Origin of the sequence: Hydrogenophaga defluvii (genome assembly GCF_042665235.1) — a bacterium.
In the GTDB taxonomy this organism is placed as follows: Bacteria; Pseudomonadota; Gammaproteobacteria; order Burkholderiales; family Burkholderiaceae_C; genus Hydrogenophaga; species Hydrogenophaga defluvii_A.
On the sequence record NZ_JBHTBZ010000043.1, the window covers coordinates 26,727 to 41,925 of the forward strand.

Here is a 15,199-nt window from a genome sequence, read left to right on the forward strand (position 1 = left end):
GAACATGCCCCAATTTGCCGCCAACCTCAGCATGCTCTTCACCGAGCAACCTTTCCTCGACCGCTTCGAGGCCGCCGCCCGCGCCGGCTTTGAAGCCGTGGAGTTCCTCTTCCCCTACGCCTTCGAGGCGCAGGAGATCCGCCGCCGGCTCGATGCCAACAACCTCAAGCTGGTGCTGCACAACCTGCCGGCCGGCGACTGGGAGGCCGGCGAGCGTGGCATCGCCTGCCACCCGGACCGCGTGGACGAATTCCGCGCCGGCGTGGCGCGCGCCATCACCTACGCCCAGGCCCTGGGTGTGGGCCAGCTGAACTGCCTGGCCGGCAAAACACCGGCCGGCGTGCCCGACGCCGCGCTGCGCGAGACCCTGGTGGCCAACCTGCGTTTTGCCGCCACCGCGTTGAAAGTGGCCGGCCTGCGGCTGCTGGTGGAACCCATCAACACCTTCGACATCCCGGGCTTTTACGTCAACCGCACGGCCCAGGCCCTGGCCATCCTGGACGAAGTGGGCGCCGACAACGCCTTCGTGCAGTACGACATCTACCACGCACAACGCATGGAAGGCGAGCTGGCGGCCACGCTGCAAAAACACATTGCTCGCATTGGCCACGTGCAGCTGGCCGACAACCCGGGCCGCAACGAGCCGGGCACGGGCGAAATCCACTACCCCTTCCTGTTTGCGCACCTCGACCGCATCGGCTACAGCGGCTGGGTGGGCTGCGAATACAAGCCGGCCACCACCACCGAAGCGGGGCTGCATTGGATCCCCCCCCGCGCCGCCTCCGGCGTCACCCCCTAGGCGGCGATGCCAGCCGACTGGCAGAGCCAGATCGGCGGCATCCCCGGCTCATGCACCTCGACCCTCCAACAACTCAAGCACTTTCAGACAAGACCATGACCACACAACCTCTCAAGATCGGTTTCATCGGCCTGGGCATCATGGGCGGCCCCATGGCGGGCCACCTCATCCGGGCCGGCCACCAGCTCTTCGTCTACACCCGCGGCAAGCTGCCGGAGGACATCGCCAACAGCAGCGCCACGCAATGCCTGAACGCGCGCGGCGTGGCCGAACGTGCCGACATCGTCATCACCATGGTGCCGGACACACCCGACGTGGCCGATGCGCTGTTTGGCGACAACGGCGTGGCCAGCGGCCTCACACCGGGCAAGGTGGTGGTGGACATGTCGTCCATCTCGCCGGTGGAGACCAAACAGTTCGCGCAGCGCATCGAAGCTCTGGGCTGCGACTACCTCGACGCCCCGGTGTCGGGGGGCGACGTGGGCGCGCGCAACGCCACGCTGTCCATCATGGTGGGTGGCAAGCCCGAGGTGTTCGAGCGCGTCAAGCCCGCGTTTGAAGCCATGGGCAAAAACATCACCCTGGTCGGCGGCACAGGCGATGGACAGACCTGCAAGGTGGCCAACCAGATTGTGGTGGCGCTGACCATACAGGCGGCGTCGGAAGGCCTGCTGTTTGCTGCTCGCGCGGGGGCCGACGCCGCCAAGGTGCGTGAAGCCCTGCTGGGTGGCCTGGCCACCTCGCGCATCCTGGATGTGCTGGGCGACCGCATGATCCGCCGCACGGTGGAGCCGGGCTTCCGCATCGCCCTGCACCAAAAAGACCTGAACCTGGCCCTGGGCGCCGCCAAGAGCCTGAACCTGGCCTTGCCCGGCACGGCACAGGCCCAACAACTGTTCAGCGCCTGCGTGGCGCAAGGCGGTGCGGCCTGGGACCATTCCGGCATGGTGCGTGCGCTGGAACGGCTCTCCTCGTTTGAGATTGGAGAGCCTTGAATGCCCCCCGCGCCGCTTCGCGTCACCCCCCACGTGGGGCAACGCCACTCGTCCGGCAAAGCCGGCCCGACGGCGTTCCCTGAAAAAAACACCCATCCGCGCGAGTTGCTGAAAAGCCTGTTCGACGCGGCCGTGGTGTCGGCACAGCCCGAGCTGTGTGTGCCGCCGCACCTGCCCGAGCCACCAGCACCGGGCCGGGGCCGCGTCATCGTGATCGGTGCCGGCAAGGCGTCGGCCGCGATGGCGCGTGCGGTGGAGCGGCACTGGGCCGGGCGGGGGGTGCCACTGCAAGGGCTGGTGGTGACCCGCTACGGCCATGCGGTGGCTTGTGAACACATCGAAATCGTGGAAGCGGCCCACCCCGTGCCCGACGAAGCCGGCCATGCCGCCGCGCAGCGCATGCTGCACATGGTGCAGGGCCTCACCCCAAACGACCTCGTGCTGTGCCTGATTTCCGGCGGTGGCTCGTCGCTGCTGCCGCTGCCCTTGCCTGGCCTCACGCTGGCGCACAAGCAAGCCGTGCACCAGGCGCTGCTGCGTTCGGGCGCCAACATCGGCGAGATGAACTGCGTGCGCCGCCACCTGTCGGCCATCAAGGCGGGCGGCTGGCGGCGTCCTGCCACCCCGCGCGCGTGCTCACGCTGCTGATTTCGGACGTGCCGGGCGACCACCCGGTGGACATCGCCTCTGGCCCCACCGTGGCCGACCCCAGCACCTGCGCGGACGCGCTCGCCATCACCCGGCGCTACGCCCTCGACCTGCCCGCCGAAGTGCAGCACGTGTTGGCCAGTGGCGCGGGCGAGTCGGTCAAGCCTGGCGACCCGCGCCTGGCCCGCTGCGAGACCCGCCTGATCGCCACTCCCCAGATGGCGCTGCAAGCCGCCGCTCAGGTGGCCCGCGAAGCCGGCGTGACGCCCTGGGTGCTGGGCGATGGCATCGAGGGCGAGGCCCGCGAAGTGGGCAAGGTGCTGGCCGCGCTGGCGCTGCAACGGGCTCGCCATGGCGGCCCGATCGCCACGCCGTGTGTGCTGCTGTCCGGCGGCGAAACCACGGTCACGGTGCGGGGCCAGGGGCGCGGCGGGCGCAACGTGGAATGTCTGCTGTCCCTGGGCTTGAGCCTGGGCGAGGCGCCGGGCATCCACGCCTTGTGCGCCGACACCGATGGCGTCGATGGCCTGGAGGAGATCGCCGGCGCCGTCTGGACACCCGATTCGCTGCAACGTGCCTGGGCACAAGGCCTGCGCCCTCTGGACCACCTGATGGACAACAACGGCCACGGCTTTTTTGAGGCCCTGGGTGACAGCGTGGTGACCGGCCCAACCCTGACCAACGTCAATGACTTTCGCGCCATCCTGATCGACCGCGCTTGATAATGGGGGCATGAGCCGAAAGCCCTCCCGACACACCACCTGGATGGCCGGCATCTTCGCCGGTCTGCTCCTGAGCGCCCTGCCCGCCGCAAGGGCACAAAACGACACCGCCCTGCCCGGCGACAAACTGTTGCTTGAGCTGCGCGAGGCCTTCCGCAAAGGCGACACGCGCACGCTGGGCCAGAAACTGCCACAGCTTGACGACCACCCGCTGCAGCCGCTGGCCGCCTACTGGGACATGAAACTGCGCCTGGAATGGGCCAGCGCCGACGACGTGCGCGCCTTCACCGAGCGGTATGCTGGCAGTTACTACGAAGACCGGCTGCGCAACGACTGGCTGCTGCTGCTGGGCCGCCGGGGCGACTGGGCCACCTTTGCCACCGAGCTGCCACGCTTTCGCATGAACGACGACCGCGAAGTGCAGTGTTATGGCCTGCTGGTGCAGCACCAAAACACCGGTGCCGACGTGGCCGAGGCCGTGCGCGACCGCTGGATGGCACAAAAAGAGGCCGACGAAGGCTGCAGCCGCGCGGCCCGCGAACTGACTGGCGCTGGCAAGTTGCCCGCGCTGGCCACCTGGCACCGCGCCCGCCAGGGCATGGAGCGGGGCCGCCAGCGGGTGGTGGCCCAGGCCGTGGGCCAACTCAACCCCGAGTGGGTGGCCACCGCCAACGAGATCTACACCAACCCGGCGCGCTACCTCGACGACAAGTTGACCGCCATCCGCCCGCGCACCAAAGAGCTGGTCACGCTGGCCCTGGTGCGCCTGGCCGCCACCGACATGGAGGATGCCATCGCTGAACTGGGCAAAACCCGCTGGCGCGCCCAGCTCACGGCCGAAGAGCGCAGCTGGGTGTGGGGCGTGATCGGCAAGCGCAGCGCTCAAAAACTGTCCGACGAGGCGCTGGACCACTTCGCCCAGGCCCGCGACGAGCACCTCAGCGACGAGCAACGTGCCTGGAAGGTGCGCGCTGCCCTGCGCGCCGGCCACTGGGGCCTGGTGCGCCAGACCATCGAGGGCATGCGCGCCGAACAACGCGACGAACCCGCGTGGACGTACTGGCTGGCCCGCGCGACACAGGCACCTGGCAACAACCCACAGGCCAGCGCGCAGGCCCGCGCGCTGTACGAACGCATCGCCAGCCACAGCGGGTTCTACGAACAGCTGGCGCTTGAGGAACTGGGGCAGAAGATCACTGCGCCGCCACCGCCCGCGCCCCTCACGGCCGAAGAACGGGCCGCTGCCCTCGGCCACCCCGGCCTGCAACGCGCCCTGCACGCCATGCGCATCGGCTTGCGCAGCGAAGGTGTGCGCGAGTGGAACTACAGCACCAACCTGCACACCCCCGGTGGCATGCCTGAACGCGAGCTGCTGGCCGCAGCCCAGTTGGCCTGCGACCGCGCCATCTGGGACCGCTGCATCAACACCAGCGAGCGCACCCGCACCGTGGCCGATTTCAGCCAACGCTACCCCACACCCTTTCGCGAAGCGGTGCTGCGCCGCAGCGCCGACATCGGGCTGGACCCAGCCTATGTGTACGGCCTGATCCGCCAGGAAAGCCGTTTTGTGATGGACGCGCGTTCGCACGTCGGTGCCTCGGGGCTGATGCAGGTGATGCCCGCCACCGCCCGGTGGACGGCCCGCAAGATCGGCCTCGACGGCTTCCAGCCCCACCACATCAACGACAAAGAGACCAACATTGCCATCGGCACCGCCTACCTCAAGTTCGCGCTGGACGACTTTGAAGGCTCGATGCCCATGGCCGCCGCCGCCTACAACGCCGGCCCGGGCCGGCCGCGCAACTGGCGCAACGGCCCCCTGCTGGAGGCGGCGGCCTGGGCCGAGTCCATTCCCTTCGACGAAACCCGCGACTACGTGAAGAAAGTGCTCGCCAACACCACCAGCTACGCCGCACTGCTGACCGGCCAGGGGCAATCGCTCAAGGCGCGCCTGGGCTGGGTGGGGCCACGCGCGGCCACGGCACAAACCGTCAACCGGGATCTGCCATGACGCGGCGTGTGCTGGTGCTGGGCGGCTCCGGGTTCGTCGGCCGCTCGGTGTGTGAACAGCTCGTTCGCGCCGGCTGGCGCGTGACCGTGCCCACCCGGCGTGTTGCCAACGCGCGGGCGGTTCAACACCTGCCGGGGCTGGACGTGTTGCCCGCCAACGTGCACGACGCTGCGGTGCTTGCCCGCCTGTTGCCCGGCCACGATGCCGTGGTCAATCTGGTGGCCATCCTGCATGGCAACGAGGCGGCCTTTGAACGCGTGCACGTGGCCTTGCCGCGCCAAATGGCGCAGGCTTGTGTGGTATCGGACGTGCGCCGCCTGGTCCACATCAGCGCGCTGGGCGCAGACGCACAAGGTCCGTCGATGTACCAGCGCAGCAAGGCCGCCGGAGAACGTGTTCTGCAAGCCGCCGGCCTGGACCTCACGGTGCTGCGGCCGAGTGTGATCTTTGGCGCTCAGGACCGCTTTCTGAACCTGTTCGCTCGCCTGCAGTCGGTGTTTCCGCTCATGCCCTTGGCGGGTGCGCACACGCGCTTTCAGCCGGTGTGGGTGGAGGACGTGGCGCGTGCTGTGGTGGCTTGTCTGCAGCAACCCCACACCGTGGGCCAGACCATCGAATGCGCTGGCCCCGACGTGCTCACGCTGGCGGAGCTGGTGCGCCTGGCGGGCCGCTTCGGCAGCCGTGAGCGCCCCGTCCTGCCGCTACCCCTGGCACTCGGGCGCCTGCAGGCGGCCCTCATGGAGCTGGCGCCCGGTGAACCCATGATGAGCCGCGACAATGTGGATTCGATGCGGGTGGACAACGTGGCCAGCGGCGCCCTGCCCGGCCTGGCTTCACTGGGCATACAGGCCGCGTCCGTTCAAGCGGTGGCGCCCGCCTACCTGGGCACACGCGGCCCACGCAGCGCGCTGGATGCACACCGCGCCCACGGCCAACGCCCGCTGTAAAAAAAAGCGGCGCACCTTTTAAGGCGCGCCGCAACGCTTTCAACGCGAGGAAAAACGCGAACAGGCAGCGTCAGAACTTGCGGCTGTACTGCACACCAAAACCGTTCTGACTCATGCCAATGCGGGTGGGGGCAGGCATGGTGCCTTCCACGTTGTGGCGGCGGGCGTGCCAGGCGGCCACGGTCAGCTCCTCCTTGGCCGACCAAGCGTAGGTGGCACCCACGGTGAGGTGGCTGCGCACCACGCCGGGCGCAAGGATGTTGAGGTAGACGTCTTCAGAACGGACCGGGTTGCTGCCGATGTTGTAGCCCGCGCGCAGTGTCCACGCCGGGTTGACCTGCCACTGCACGCCGATCTTGGCCACCTTCACGTCCTGCCAGCCAAAACCCGGACCATTGGCGGCACCAAATCCGTTGGCAAAGTTGGCCATGCTGGCGTTGCCGATGGCGCGCACACCGCTGTAGTTGATGCGCTGATAGTCCAAAGCCAACTGCACCGCTGGCGTGAGCTTGAACGCCACACCAAAGGAGAAGTTTTCAGGGATGTCGAAGTCGCCGTTTTCAGCAAACAGGCCACCGTATTTTTTGAAGCGCGACATGTTGATCTTGGGCGAGAAAGACGCCCCCACGCTGACGCTGTCGCTCAACTGGCCCAGGTAGCCCAACCGCACGCCCATGCCGGTGCTGCTGTCGCGCCCCTGGTTGGGCAGACCAAACGCTTGCAGCCCATAGGCCTTGAAGCTCTGGTAAACGAGCAGTGGCGAGACACCCACCGAATGCCGATCGGTGAGCTTGTAGGCCACGGTGGGCGCCACGATCAGCTGCATCAGATCCACCCCCAGTTTGCCCTGGCCACACACCGTCGCGCTGCTGCAAAAGAAGTTGGTGTCGCCCGGGAACACGGCTGGGTACACTGTGTTCATGCCGCCGTTGCCGTACACCGTGATGCCCACACCCAAGCGGTTGGACAGGCCGACGTTGTAGCCCATCTCGGGGATCAGAAAAACGTTCTTGTCGCTCTCCACGGTCATCGAACCCATGGGTGTTGCCAGCGTCGCACTGCGTTTGGGGTTGAAGATTTCGGCGCCCACCTCAAAACGGTTGCCCACCCAGGCGGCCTGTGCCGGGTTGTTGACCCCAGCAAAGGCGTCGTGGGTGAGGGCCTGGGACGCCCCGCCCATGCCTTTGGCCTTGAGGCCGAAGCCATGGGGGAAGTAGCCGTTCGTGGCGTGGGCGGCGGGCAGGGCCGCCAGGCAGGCGGCCACGGCCAAGCCGCGCCAGGCAAACAATCTGACGTTCATGGGTTTGTCTCCTCGTTGTGGTTTATTGGTGCGCCGTGTCTGTGGTGGCGCGCTCAGAACTCGCCCTTGGAGGCGCGTTCCATCATTTCAAAAATCGTGTCACGCACCGCCTGCGCTTCCTCCTTCAGCGGCGAGGGCAGCTTGCGGCCCATTTTGACCATCATGTCCATGTTCAGCGTGTAGAGCCACAGACCATCGTCCTTCTCCACCACGCTCACGCGGCAAGGCAGGTACGCCGCCATATGGGGACTGAAATCCACCATCTTGCGCGCGGTGGCAGGGCTGCAGTAGGAGTACACCGTCAGCAGCTTTTCCCTCTTGCCCGAACGCGCCTCCAGCTCTTTGGACAAAGGCAGCACGCCGACGTCGCGCATGTTGCGCTCCACCGCCACCAGCTTGAGGATTTCCTCCACGTCCTTGGCGCTCACGCCGTCTTTGACCTTGCGCTCCCAGGTGGTGGCAATCGCGATGTCGCCGCCACCCTCCACCCACCGGTCCCACATGCGCATGGCTTCGCCGCCGGCGCCGTCCTCCAGCTTGCTGATGGTGTTGACCGTGCCACAGCCCCCCAGGCCCAGCACCGCCACCCCCACCAGCATCACCCCCATCCACCGTTTGATCGTCCGCATCGCTTGCCTTTCGCTGTTGGTTCGCCTTTGCCCATTGCAAAGGTCAATTCATGACATCGCCCGGCACACAAGTTAACGGTCCATGCTTATATCGTCATTGGTGACTACCCTAGGGGGTAGGGTAAATACGAGAAAATCGCTGTGACTGACGCGGCTTTTTGCTGGGAGGCTCGGAATTTTTGGCACACTGCCCGGCTGACGCTCCACTGACGCCCGCTGCAGGAACCGACCATGCCACGCAAACCCGCCTCACCCGCCCCCGCCGCCGCCTTGCCCACGGCAGCGCCCGCAGGTGCCTCGTCCGACTACCGCCACACACACCAACGCGACGTGGTGGACCGGCTCAAGCGCATTGAAGGGCAGGTACGCGGTCTGATACTCATGATCGAGAGCGGCCGGCCCTGCGAAGACGTCGCCCAGCAGATGGCAGCGGCACGCAAGGCCATGGACAAGACTTTTTTCCGCATGATGGCCTGCACCATGATGGAAGCGGTCACAGCGCCGCCCGGCGATTCGTCGGTGGAAGGCGAAGTGGAGCGCGCCACCGCCATCCTGGAGCGCTACGCCTGAATCAATCACCGCACCGTTTGGCATCAATCCGCCCGCAGACGGCGGCTAACATGGCGCCTCATTCACGGAGGCCTCCATGCTCAAGCTCTACATCGGCAACAAAAACTATTCGTCCTGGTCCATGCGCCCCTGGGTGCTGATGCGCCAGGCAGGCATCGCTTTCGAAGAAGTGATGGTGCAATTCGACTCATTCGACGCCGACTCCGACTTCAAACGCGCGCTCAAAGACGTCAACCCCGTGGGCAAAGTGCCCGTGCTGGTGGACGGCGATCTGGCCGTCTGGGACACGCTGGCGATTTCCGAGTACCTGGCCGAGCGCTTCCCCGACAAGGCACTCTGGCCTGCCGACCCCCAGGCGCGCGCGCGCGCGCGCAGCGTCTGCGCCGAGATGCACGCCGGCTTCACCGCGCTGCGCGGTGCCTGCCCCATGAACATCGAAGCTTCGTTGCCCGAGGTGGGTGCCCTGGCCTGGCGCGACAAACCTGGCGTTCGCGCCGATGTGGCCCGACTCGAAACGATGTGGGGCGGCCTGCTGCAAGCCCATGGTGGCCCGATGCTGTTCGGCGACTTCTCCATCGCCGACGCCTACTTCGCACCTGTGTGCATGCGGCTGCGCAGCTACGGTCTGCCGGTTTCCAGCACGGTGCGCGCCTATGTGGACCGCGTGGCTGCCCTGCCCGGGGTGGCGGCATGGGTGCAAGATGCGTTGGCAGAACAGGACTTTCTCGACTTTGAGGAGCCCTACCGCTTGAAGCGCTGACAGCCTCCCTACACTCGGGGGATGGACATCTACCTCGTGGGCGGCGCCGTGCGCGACGCCTTGCTGACCGCCTCTGGCACCCACCCCCACGTGTCGCACAGCGACCGCGACTGGGTGGTGGTGGGCGCCTCGCCCGCCGCTCTGGCCGATCAGGGTTACCTGCCTGTGGGCCGCGACTTCCCGGTCTTCTTGCACCCACACACGCGCGAGGAACACGCCCTGGCGCGCACCGAACGCAAAACCGCACGTGGCTACCACGGCTTCGCTTTCCAGGCCGACGAAACCGTGACGCTGGGGCAAGACCTGTCGCGGCGCGACCTCACCATCAATGCCATGGCGGTGCCGGCCACCGCACTCGACGACACCGGCGGCTTCGACACCGACCAGATCATCGACCCCTATGGCGGCCGCGCCGACCTGCAAACCCGTGTGCTGCGCCATGTGACCGAGGCCTTTGCGGAAGACCCCGTGCGCATCCTGCGCCTGGCGCGTTTTGCGGCCCGTTTCCCCAGCTTCACGGTGGCGCCCGAAACGCAGTCGCTGATGCGCCACATGGTGGCCGATGGCGAGGTGGACCACCTGGTGGCCGAACGGGTTTGGCAGGAGCTATCGCGTGGCCTGATGGAGCAGCGGCCCAGCCGCATGCTGGATGTGTTGCGCGACTGTGGCGCCCTGCGGGTGCTGCTGCCCGAGCTGGACCGCCTGTGGGGTGTGCCCCAGCGCGCCGACCACCACCCCGAGGTGGACACCGGCGCCCACATGGCCCTGGTGATGGACATGTGTGCACACCTGCAAGCGCCCCTCGCGGTGCGTTTCGCCTGCCTGTGCCACGACCTGGGCAAAGGCACCACCCCGGCCGATGTGCTGCCCCGCCACATCGGCCACGAACAACGCAGCGTGGCATTGCTGCGTGCCGTGTGCGAGCGCTGGCGCGTGCCGCGCGAGTGCAAGGAACTGGCCGAGGTGGTGGCGCGCGAACACGGCAACATCCACCGCAGTGGCGACCTCAACGCCGCCGCCGTGCTGCGCCTGCTGGAGCGCTGCGACGCGTTGCGCCGCCCCGAACGGTTTACCGAGGTGTTGCTGGCCTGCGAATGCGATGCGCGGGGCAGACTGGGCCTGGACCACGCACCCTACCCCCAAGCCCCCCGCTTGCAAGGCGCACTGAATGCGGCCCTGGAGGTGGACACCGCCCCGCTGGCGGCCAGCGCGGCCGCGCGCGGCCTCAAGGGTCCGCAGATCGCAGGTGTGATCGCACAGGCACGCGAGCACGCCATCGCACAAGCCATCTGAACAGCGCGCCCACATGCCCATCAAAGACCTCTCGCTCGCCCTGTTGACCATCGTCGCCTGGGGCCTCAATTTCGCCGTCATCAAACTGGGCGTGGTCGGCGTGCCGCCCATGCTGCTGGCTGCCCTGCGTTTTGTGTGCGCCGTCTTCCCTGCCATCTTTTTTTTCCGTGCACCGCGTGTGCCGCTGCACCTGTACCTGGCCTACGGTCTGCTGATTTCGGTGGGGCAGTTCGCGCTGCTGTTCACCGCCATCCACGTGGGCATGCCCTCGGGCCTGGCCTCGTTGGTGCTGCAGGCGCAGGCCTTTTTCACCCTGGTGTTTGCGGCGCTGTTTCTCGGTGAACACTGGAAAGCCAACCAGTTGGCCGGCCTGGCACTGGCCGGGGTGGGCCTGGCACTGATCGGCAGCAGCCACGGCCAGGCCATGCCGCTGCTGGGTTTTGCGCTGACGGTGGGTGCGGCGGCCGCTTGGGCGGGTGGCAACATCGTCTCGCGCGCGGTGGCCCAACACGGTCCCATCAACCAACTGGCTTTTGTGGTGTGGTCTTCGCTCGTGCCCATTGGTCCATTCCTGGCGCTGTCGTGGTGGCTGGAGGGGCCCACCGCCATAAGCACGGCCTTGACCCATCTGAGCGCCACCTCGGTGGCATCGGTGCTCTACCTGGCCTGGGCCGCCACCTTGTTCGGTTACGGCGTCTGGACCTGGTTGCTCTCGCGCCACCCTGCCAACCGCGTGGCGCCCTTTTCGCTGCTGGTGCCGCTGGTGGGCCTGAGCACGGGTTGGGTGGTGTTTGGCGAAGCGCTGCACGCGGTGCACTTTGCGGGCGGCGCGCTGTTGATGGGCGGGCTGCTGCTCAACCTGTTTGGCGACCGGCTGCTGCGCCGCCGGCAGCCCGCCTGACGGTTAACCGAGCTTCAAGCCTGGCTGCGCGCCCAGCGCACGATGTCCGCCGCACCCATGGCGCCCGGCTGGCGCGCCACCTCGCGCCCGCCTTTGAACACGGCCAGGGTGGGGATGCTGCGGATCTGCAGTTGCGCGGCCAGTTGCTGCGCCTCTTCGGTGTTGACCTTGACGAGGCGGAAGTGAGGTTCAAGCTCGCGCGCGGCGGCCTCGAACTGCGGCGCCATCATGCGGCACGGGCCACACCAGGGCGCCCAGAAGTCCACCAACACGGGCACCTCGCTGCGCGAGACGTGTTTGGCAAAACCCGCTTCATCCAAGGCCACTGGCTGGCCGGTGAACAGCGGTTGGTGGCATTTGCCGCAATCAGGCGCTTGCGCGCGCTGCGCCGCGCTCACACGGTTGGTGGTGTGGCAGTGGGGGCACACGATGTGCTGGGTGTCGGGGGCGCTCATGAAAAGGTACTCCTAGGGGGTAACTGGCGAGCACTTGGGGGCAGCACCCCAGCTTTCAAGACGGGGTCAGACGAACTTGGCGATCAGGGCCGCCACCATGCTCAGCAACACGGTGCTGGCGATGGGCAAAAATATCTCGCGCCCGAACAGCTTGAAGCGGAAATCGCCCGGCAGGCGCCCCAGGCCAAAACGCTCCAGCCAGCGAGACAACCCGTTGACCAGCAACAAGGCCAGGAAGATGACGATGAGCCAGCGGATCATCAGAGCGTGTGGGTGCGGTCGCCGTGGGCAAAACCCAAGGGCTCCCAACCCCCGGCGCTGGCCTCGGGGGCAAAGGCGAGCACCTTGAACAGCTCGCCCATCTCGTGTTCGTGCAGCAGCTTCATGGCCTGGGCACGTTCTGCCACGGACGCGGCCGAAGCCAGGTCCACCAGGCCACAATTGATGAGGAAGCGTGCCTGGGTGGCATAGCCCAGCACCTGTTGGCCGGCGTTCTGCGCAGCCAGTGCGATGCCGGTGAAGTTGACGTGGGCGGTGATGTCCTTGGCCCCCACGTCCACCAGCGGGTTGCCGTCGGCGCGGTGTCCCTGGTGGCACATCAGCGTGCCCATGTGGCGCTGGGGGTGGTAGTACTCACGCTCAGGGAAACCGTAGTCGATGAAAAAGGCCGTGCCGCGCGCCAGGCGCCCGGCCAGGCTCTTGACGAAAGCTTCTGCCTGCGGGTGGATTTCGGTGAGGTAGTCGTGCGGGCCCTCGGGTTCCACCGGCGGGCGCAGGGTGGTGGGGCGGTCGGACCAGGCCCAGGTGTCGCCTTCGGCCACCACACCGCGCTCGAACCACACGCCACCCACGCGGTGCAGCAGTTGCACCGGCATGGCGTCCAGCACCTCATTGCCCAACACCACGCCGTCCAAACGCGTGGGCCACGTGTCGGCCCAGGTCACGCGCCCGGCATGGGCCTGCAGCGTCTCACGCTGGCGCTCGCGCAAACTGCCCGACAACTCGACGATGTGGTAGCGCACCGACTCGAAACGCTCGTCGGCCGTCAGCGCATCCAGCACCTGGCGCGCCAGTGCGCCGGTGCCCGCGCCGAACTCCCACACATCCAGCGTGTCGGTGGCCAACAGTGCCTGCGCCACCTGCACCGCCAGCGCGCGGCCGAACAAGGGCGACAGCTCTGGCGCGGTCACGAAATCGCTGCCCGAGGCCGGCATGGCGCCGAACTTGGGCAGGCCGCCGGCGTAGTAGCCGCCTTCGGGCGCGTACAAGGCCAGGGCCATGAAGCGGTCGAACGGCAGCCAGCCGCTGGCCTCGGCCAAGGCGCGTTGCAGGGCCGCCTGCAGCGGATCGGACAAGGTGGGGGTCGTTGGCATGCCCTGGATTATCAGGGGCCAAACAGGACACGCGACAATCACGCCCTGGCGCCGCTGCGCGCGTTCTCAACACCAGCCAAGCACAAGCAAAGATGACCCAACGTGTCCTCGTGACGGGCGGCGCCCACCGGCTGGGCGCCCTGATCTGCACCCAGTTTGCCCAGGCCGGCTGGGAGGTGTGGTGCCACCACGCCCGTTCGGCCGACGCGGCCCATGCGTTGCGCGACCGGCTCAACGCCCAAGGCCTGCAGGTACACGCCATCGCCGCCGACCTGAGCGTTGAAGCCGAACGCGGCCGCCTGGTGAAGGACATCGCGGAAAGCGCCGGACCGTTGCACTGCGTGGTCAACAACGCCTCGCTGTTCGAGCCCGACACCGGCCTGGATTTCGAGCCGGCGCTGGCGCGCTCGCAGCTGGAGGTGAACCTGATCGCGCCCCTGACCCTGGCCCGCGACCTGGCCCGGCAGATGGCCGCCCAGCCGGCGCCGGAAGACGCCTGCGTGATCCACGTGCTCGACCAAAAGGTCTTCAACCTCAACCCCGACTACTTTTCGTATTCGATCAGCAAGCTCGCGCTGGAACGCGCCGTGGCCTTGCAGGCCCAGGCGCTGGCGCCACACGTGCGCGTGTGTGGTGTGGCGCCCGGCCTGATGTTCCTGAGCGGCCCACAAGCCCCGGAGAATTTCGAGCGCGCCAGCCGCGTCAACCTGCTGCGCCGCCCGATTGACCCGACCGACGTGGCCCGCACCTGCCTGTTCCTGGCACAAACACCGGCCATCACCGGCAGCACCGTGAGCGTGGACAACGGCCAACACCTGGTGCCGCTGGAGCGCGACGTGATGTTTGTGGTCGATGAACTGATGAAGGCCCCGCGATGACCCCGCCCCCGAATCCCGCCCGTCTGGACGATCTGGCGCTGAGCTGCCGCAAGCTCTTTTTGCGCCGGCTGGAAGTGATGGCGCACATCGGCGCCCACGACTTTGAAAAAGGTGTGCAGCAGCGACTGTGGATCGACGTGGAGCTGTACGTGCCCTACGCGCACTCCACGCCCACACAAGACCGCCTGCATGAGGTGGTGGACTACGACTACGTGCGCGCAGTGGTGGCCGAGCGCATCGCTCAGGGCCACGTGGAATTGCAGGAAACTCTATGCGACGACTTGGCCGAGCGCCTGCTGGCCCACCCGGGCGTGCGCGCGTTGCGCCTGTCCACCTGCAAACCCGACGTCTACCCCGACACCCAGGCTGTGGGGGTGGAGATCGTGCGCATCAAGCCCGAGCCGGAGCCCGCACCATGAACACGTCTACATCTAACGCCCATACCCCCACCCGCACCGGCCAGCAGATCCTCACGCTGACTGGCCTGCGCTTCGATGCCAACCTGGGCATCCTGGACTTTGAAAAAACCAGCCCCCAGCCCATCCAGGTGGACGCCGAACTCAACCAGGGCCCACAGCCCTTGCTGCCCCACGACGACGACATCGGTCATGTGCTCGACTACCGCAAGGTGCGCCAGATCATCATCGACGAGTGCACGGCCGAACACGTCAACCTGCTGGAAAGCCTGATCGGCAAACTGACCCAACGCCTGATGGGCCTGCCCGGCGTACTGGGCGTGCGCGTGCGCATCGCCAAGCTGGAAATCTTCGACGACTGCGAGGTGGCGATCCGCATGGAAAGTGGGCAGTGGTGAGCCGACTGCCCAAATAACGGGCACAGCCCGCCAAGCCTTTGGCCATGCGGCCTGCGCGACTTGTCCGCGCAGTTTTCCACAGCTTTGGTCCCGCTCTGGCAGAA

16 protein-coding genes and 1 pseudogene are annotated in these 15,199 nt (G+C 67.1%); 12 read left to right on the top strand and 5 right to left on the bottom strand.

What is annotated here, in order from left to right:
- The first annotated feature begins 4 nt into the window (after positions 1-4).
- The 5 genes and pseudogenes from hyi (at position 5) to ACFQU0_RS14445 (ending at position 6,122) form a co-directional block, all read left to right on the top strand.
- A complete protein-coding gene (hyi, locus tag ACFQU0_RS14425) occupies positions 5-799 on the top strand; it encodes a hydroxypyruvate isomerase (protein ID WP_382201953.1) in 795 nt (264 codons plus the stop codon).
- Between the two features lie 95 nt (positions 800-894).
- On the top strand, positions 895-1,794 hold the full coding sequence (locus ACFQU0_RS14430; RefSeq protein ID WP_382201955.1) for a 2-hydroxy-3-oxopropionate reductase: 900 nt from the start codon (positions 895-897) through the stop codon (positions 1,792-1,794).
- Positions 1,795-3,164, top strand: a pseudogene (locus ACFQU0_RS14435) (glycerate kinase type-2 family protein).
- Between the two features lie 10 nt (positions 3,165-3,174).
- A complete protein-coding gene (locus ACFQU0_RS14440) occupies positions 3,175-5,175 on the top strand; it encodes a lytic transglycosylase domain-containing protein (protein WP_382201956.1) in 2,001 nt (666 codons plus the stop codon).
- Complete coding sequence (locus tag ACFQU0_RS14445; RefSeq protein WP_382201958.1) at positions 5,172-6,122, top strand: complex I NDUFA9 subunit family protein; 951 nt, start codon at positions 5,172-5,174, stop codon at positions 6,120-6,122. The genes ACFQU0_RS14440 and ACFQU0_RS14445 overlap by 4 nt, the downstream gene beginning before the upstream one ends.
- 70 nt (positions 6,123-6,192) lie before the next feature.
- Here ACFQU0_RS14445 and ACFQU0_RS14450 read toward each other — a convergent pair whose 3' ends face one another.
- Complete coding sequence (locus ACFQU0_RS14450; protein WP_382201960.1) at positions 6,193-7,422, bottom strand: OmpP1/FadL family transporter; 1,230 nt, start codon at positions 7,420-7,422, stop codon at positions 6,193-6,195.
- A gap of 53 nt (positions 7,423-7,475) precedes the next feature.
- The gene (locus ACFQU0_RS14455) at positions 7,476-8,051 is read right to left on the bottom strand and encodes a DUF302 domain-containing protein (RefSeq protein WP_382201962.1); all 576 of its coding nucleotides are present in this window, start codon (positions 8,049-8,051) and stop codon (positions 7,476-7,478) included.
- Positions 8,052-8,282: 231 nt separating this feature from the next.
- Between ACFQU0_RS14455 and ACFQU0_RS14460 the strand changes: the two genes are divergently transcribed.
- The 4 genes from ACFQU0_RS14460 to ACFQU0_RS14475 all read left to right on the top strand — a co-directional run bounded on the left by ACFQU0_RS14460 (position 8,283) and on the right by ACFQU0_RS14475 (position 11,575).
- Positions 8,283-8,621, top strand: a complete 339-nt coding sequence (locus tag ACFQU0_RS14460; protein ID WP_382201964.1) for a metal-sensitive transcriptional regulator — start codon at positions 8,283-8,285, stop codon at positions 8,619-8,621.
- Between the two features lie 76 nt (positions 8,622-8,697).
- Positions 8,698-9,381, top strand: coding sequence for a glutathione S-transferase family protein (locus tag ACFQU0_RS14465; RefSeq protein WP_382201965.1), 684 nt, complete (start codon positions 8,698-8,700; stop codon positions 9,379-9,381).
- A gap of 21 nt (positions 9,382-9,402) precedes the next feature.
- Positions 9,403-10,674, top strand: coding sequence for a multifunctional CCA addition/repair protein (locus ACFQU0_RS14470; RefSeq protein WP_382201967.1), 1,272 nt, complete (start codon positions 9,403-9,405; stop codon positions 10,672-10,674).
- Positions 10,675-10,687: 13 nt separating this feature from the next.
- Positions 10,688-11,575, top strand: a complete 888-nt coding sequence (locus tag ACFQU0_RS14475) for an EamA family transporter (RefSeq protein ID WP_382201969.1) — start codon at positions 10,688-10,690, stop codon at positions 11,573-11,575.
- A 14-nt stretch (positions 11,576-11,589) separates the two neighbouring features.
- On the opposite strand, the gene trxC is transcribed toward ACFQU0_RS14475, so the two are convergent.
- The 3 genes from trxC to ACFQU0_RS14490 all read right to left on the bottom strand — a co-directional run bounded on the left by trxC (position 11,590) and on the right by ACFQU0_RS14490 (position 13,403).
- Positions 11,590-12,030, bottom strand: a complete 441-nt coding sequence (gene trxC, locus ACFQU0_RS14480) for a thioredoxin TrxC (protein WP_382201971.1) — start codon at positions 12,028-12,030, stop codon at positions 11,590-11,592.
- A gap of 66 nt (positions 12,031-12,096) precedes the next feature.
- Positions 12,097-12,291 carry a DUF2905 domain-containing protein gene (locus ACFQU0_RS14485; protein ID WP_382201973.1) on the bottom strand — a complete coding sequence of 65 codons (195 nt, stop codon included), beginning with the start codon at positions 12,289-12,291 and terminating at the stop codon, positions 12,097-12,099.
- Positions 12,291-13,403 carry a class I SAM-dependent methyltransferase gene (locus ACFQU0_RS14490; RefSeq protein WP_382201975.1) on the bottom strand — a complete coding sequence of 371 codons (1,113 nt, stop codon included), beginning with the start codon at positions 13,401-13,403 and terminating at the stop codon, positions 12,291-12,293. The genes ACFQU0_RS14485 and ACFQU0_RS14490 overlap by 1 nt, the downstream gene beginning before the upstream one ends.
- Before the next feature lie 92 nt (positions 13,404-13,495).
- Between ACFQU0_RS14490 and ACFQU0_RS14495 the strand changes: the two genes are divergently transcribed.
- From ACFQU0_RS14495 to ACFQU0_RS14505, 3 genes are read left to right on the top strand one after another with little or no spacing between them, the layout of a single operon-like run.
- Complete coding sequence (locus ACFQU0_RS14495; RefSeq protein ID WP_382201977.1) at positions 13,496-14,281, top strand: SDR family oxidoreductase; 786 nt, start codon at positions 13,496-13,498, stop codon at positions 14,279-14,281.
- On the top strand, positions 14,278-14,700 hold the full coding sequence (locus ACFQU0_RS14500) for a dihydroneopterin aldolase (protein WP_382201979.1): 423 nt from the start codon (positions 14,278-14,280) through the stop codon (positions 14,698-14,700). Before ACFQU0_RS14495 ends, ACFQU0_RS14500 begins: the two co-directional genes overlap by 4 nt.
- Entirely contained in the window at positions 14,697-15,095 is a 399-nt protein-coding gene (locus ACFQU0_RS14505; RefSeq protein ID WP_382201980.1) for a dihydroneopterin aldolase, read from the top strand. Before ACFQU0_RS14500 ends, ACFQU0_RS14505 begins: the two co-directional genes overlap by 4 nt.
- The last annotated feature ends 104 nt before the right edge of the window (positions 15,096-15,199 follow it).

What these genes read in the sequence shown, in the direction of transcription:
- hyi (WP_382201953.1), top strand. Translation starts at nt 5, where the DNA reads ATGCCCCAATTTGCCGCCAACCTCAGCATGCTCTTCACCGAGCAACCT.
- ACFQU0_RS14430 (WP_382201955.1), top strand. Translation starts at nt 895, where the DNA reads ATGACCACACAACCTCTCAAGATCGGTTTCATCGGCCTGGGCATCATG.
- ACFQU0_RS14440 (WP_382201956.1), top strand. Translation starts at nt 3,175, where the DNA reads ATGAGCCGAAAGCCCTCCCGACACACCACCTGGATGGCCGGCATCTTC.
- ACFQU0_RS14445 (WP_382201958.1), top strand. Translation starts at nt 5,172, where the DNA reads ATGACGCGGCGTGTGCTGGTGCTGGGCGGCTCCGGGTTCGTCGGCCGC.
- ACFQU0_RS14450 (WP_382201960.1), bottom strand. Translation starts at nt 7,422, where the DNA reads ATGAACGTCAGATTGTTTGCCTGGCGCGGCTTGGCCGTGGCCGCCTGC.
- ACFQU0_RS14455 (WP_382201962.1), bottom strand. Translation starts at nt 8,051, where the DNA reads ATGCGGACGATCAAACGGTGGATGGGGGTGATGCTGGTGGGGGTGGCG.
- ACFQU0_RS14460 (WP_382201964.1), top strand. Translation starts at nt 8,283, where the DNA reads ATGCCACGCAAACCCGCCTCACCCGCCCCCGCCGCCGCCTTGCCCACG.
- ACFQU0_RS14465 (WP_382201965.1), top strand. Translation starts at nt 8,698, where the DNA reads ATGCTCAAGCTCTACATCGGCAACAAAAACTATTCGTCCTGGTCCATG.
- ACFQU0_RS14470 (WP_382201967.1), top strand. Translation starts at nt 9,403, where the DNA reads ATGGACATCTACCTCGTGGGCGGCGCCGTGCGCGACGCCTTGCTGACC.
- ACFQU0_RS14475 (WP_382201969.1), top strand. Translation starts at nt 10,688, where the DNA reads ATGCCCATCAAAGACCTCTCGCTCGCCCTGTTGACCATCGTCGCCTGG.
- trxC (WP_382201971.1), bottom strand. Translation starts at nt 12,030, where the DNA reads ATGAGCGCCCCCGACACCCAGCACATCGTGTGCCCCCACTGCCACACC.
- ACFQU0_RS14485 (WP_382201973.1), bottom strand. Translation starts at nt 12,291, where the DNA reads ATGATCCGCTGGCTCATCGTCATCTTCCTGGCCTTGTTGCTGGTCAAC.
- ACFQU0_RS14490 (WP_382201975.1), bottom strand. Translation starts at nt 13,403, where the DNA reads ATGCCAACGACCCCCACCTTGTCCGATCCGCTGCAGGCGGCCCTGCAA.
- ACFQU0_RS14495 (WP_382201977.1), top strand. Translation starts at nt 13,496, where the DNA reads ATGACCCAACGTGTCCTCGTGACGGGCGGCGCCCACCGGCTGGGCGCC.
- ACFQU0_RS14500 (WP_382201979.1), top strand. Translation starts at nt 14,278, where the DNA reads ATGACCCCGCCCCCGAATCCCGCCCGTCTGGACGATCTGGCGCTGAGC.
- ACFQU0_RS14505 (WP_382201980.1), top strand. Translation starts at nt 14,697, where the DNA reads ATGAACACGTCTACATCTAACGCCCATACCCCCACCCGCACCGGCCAG.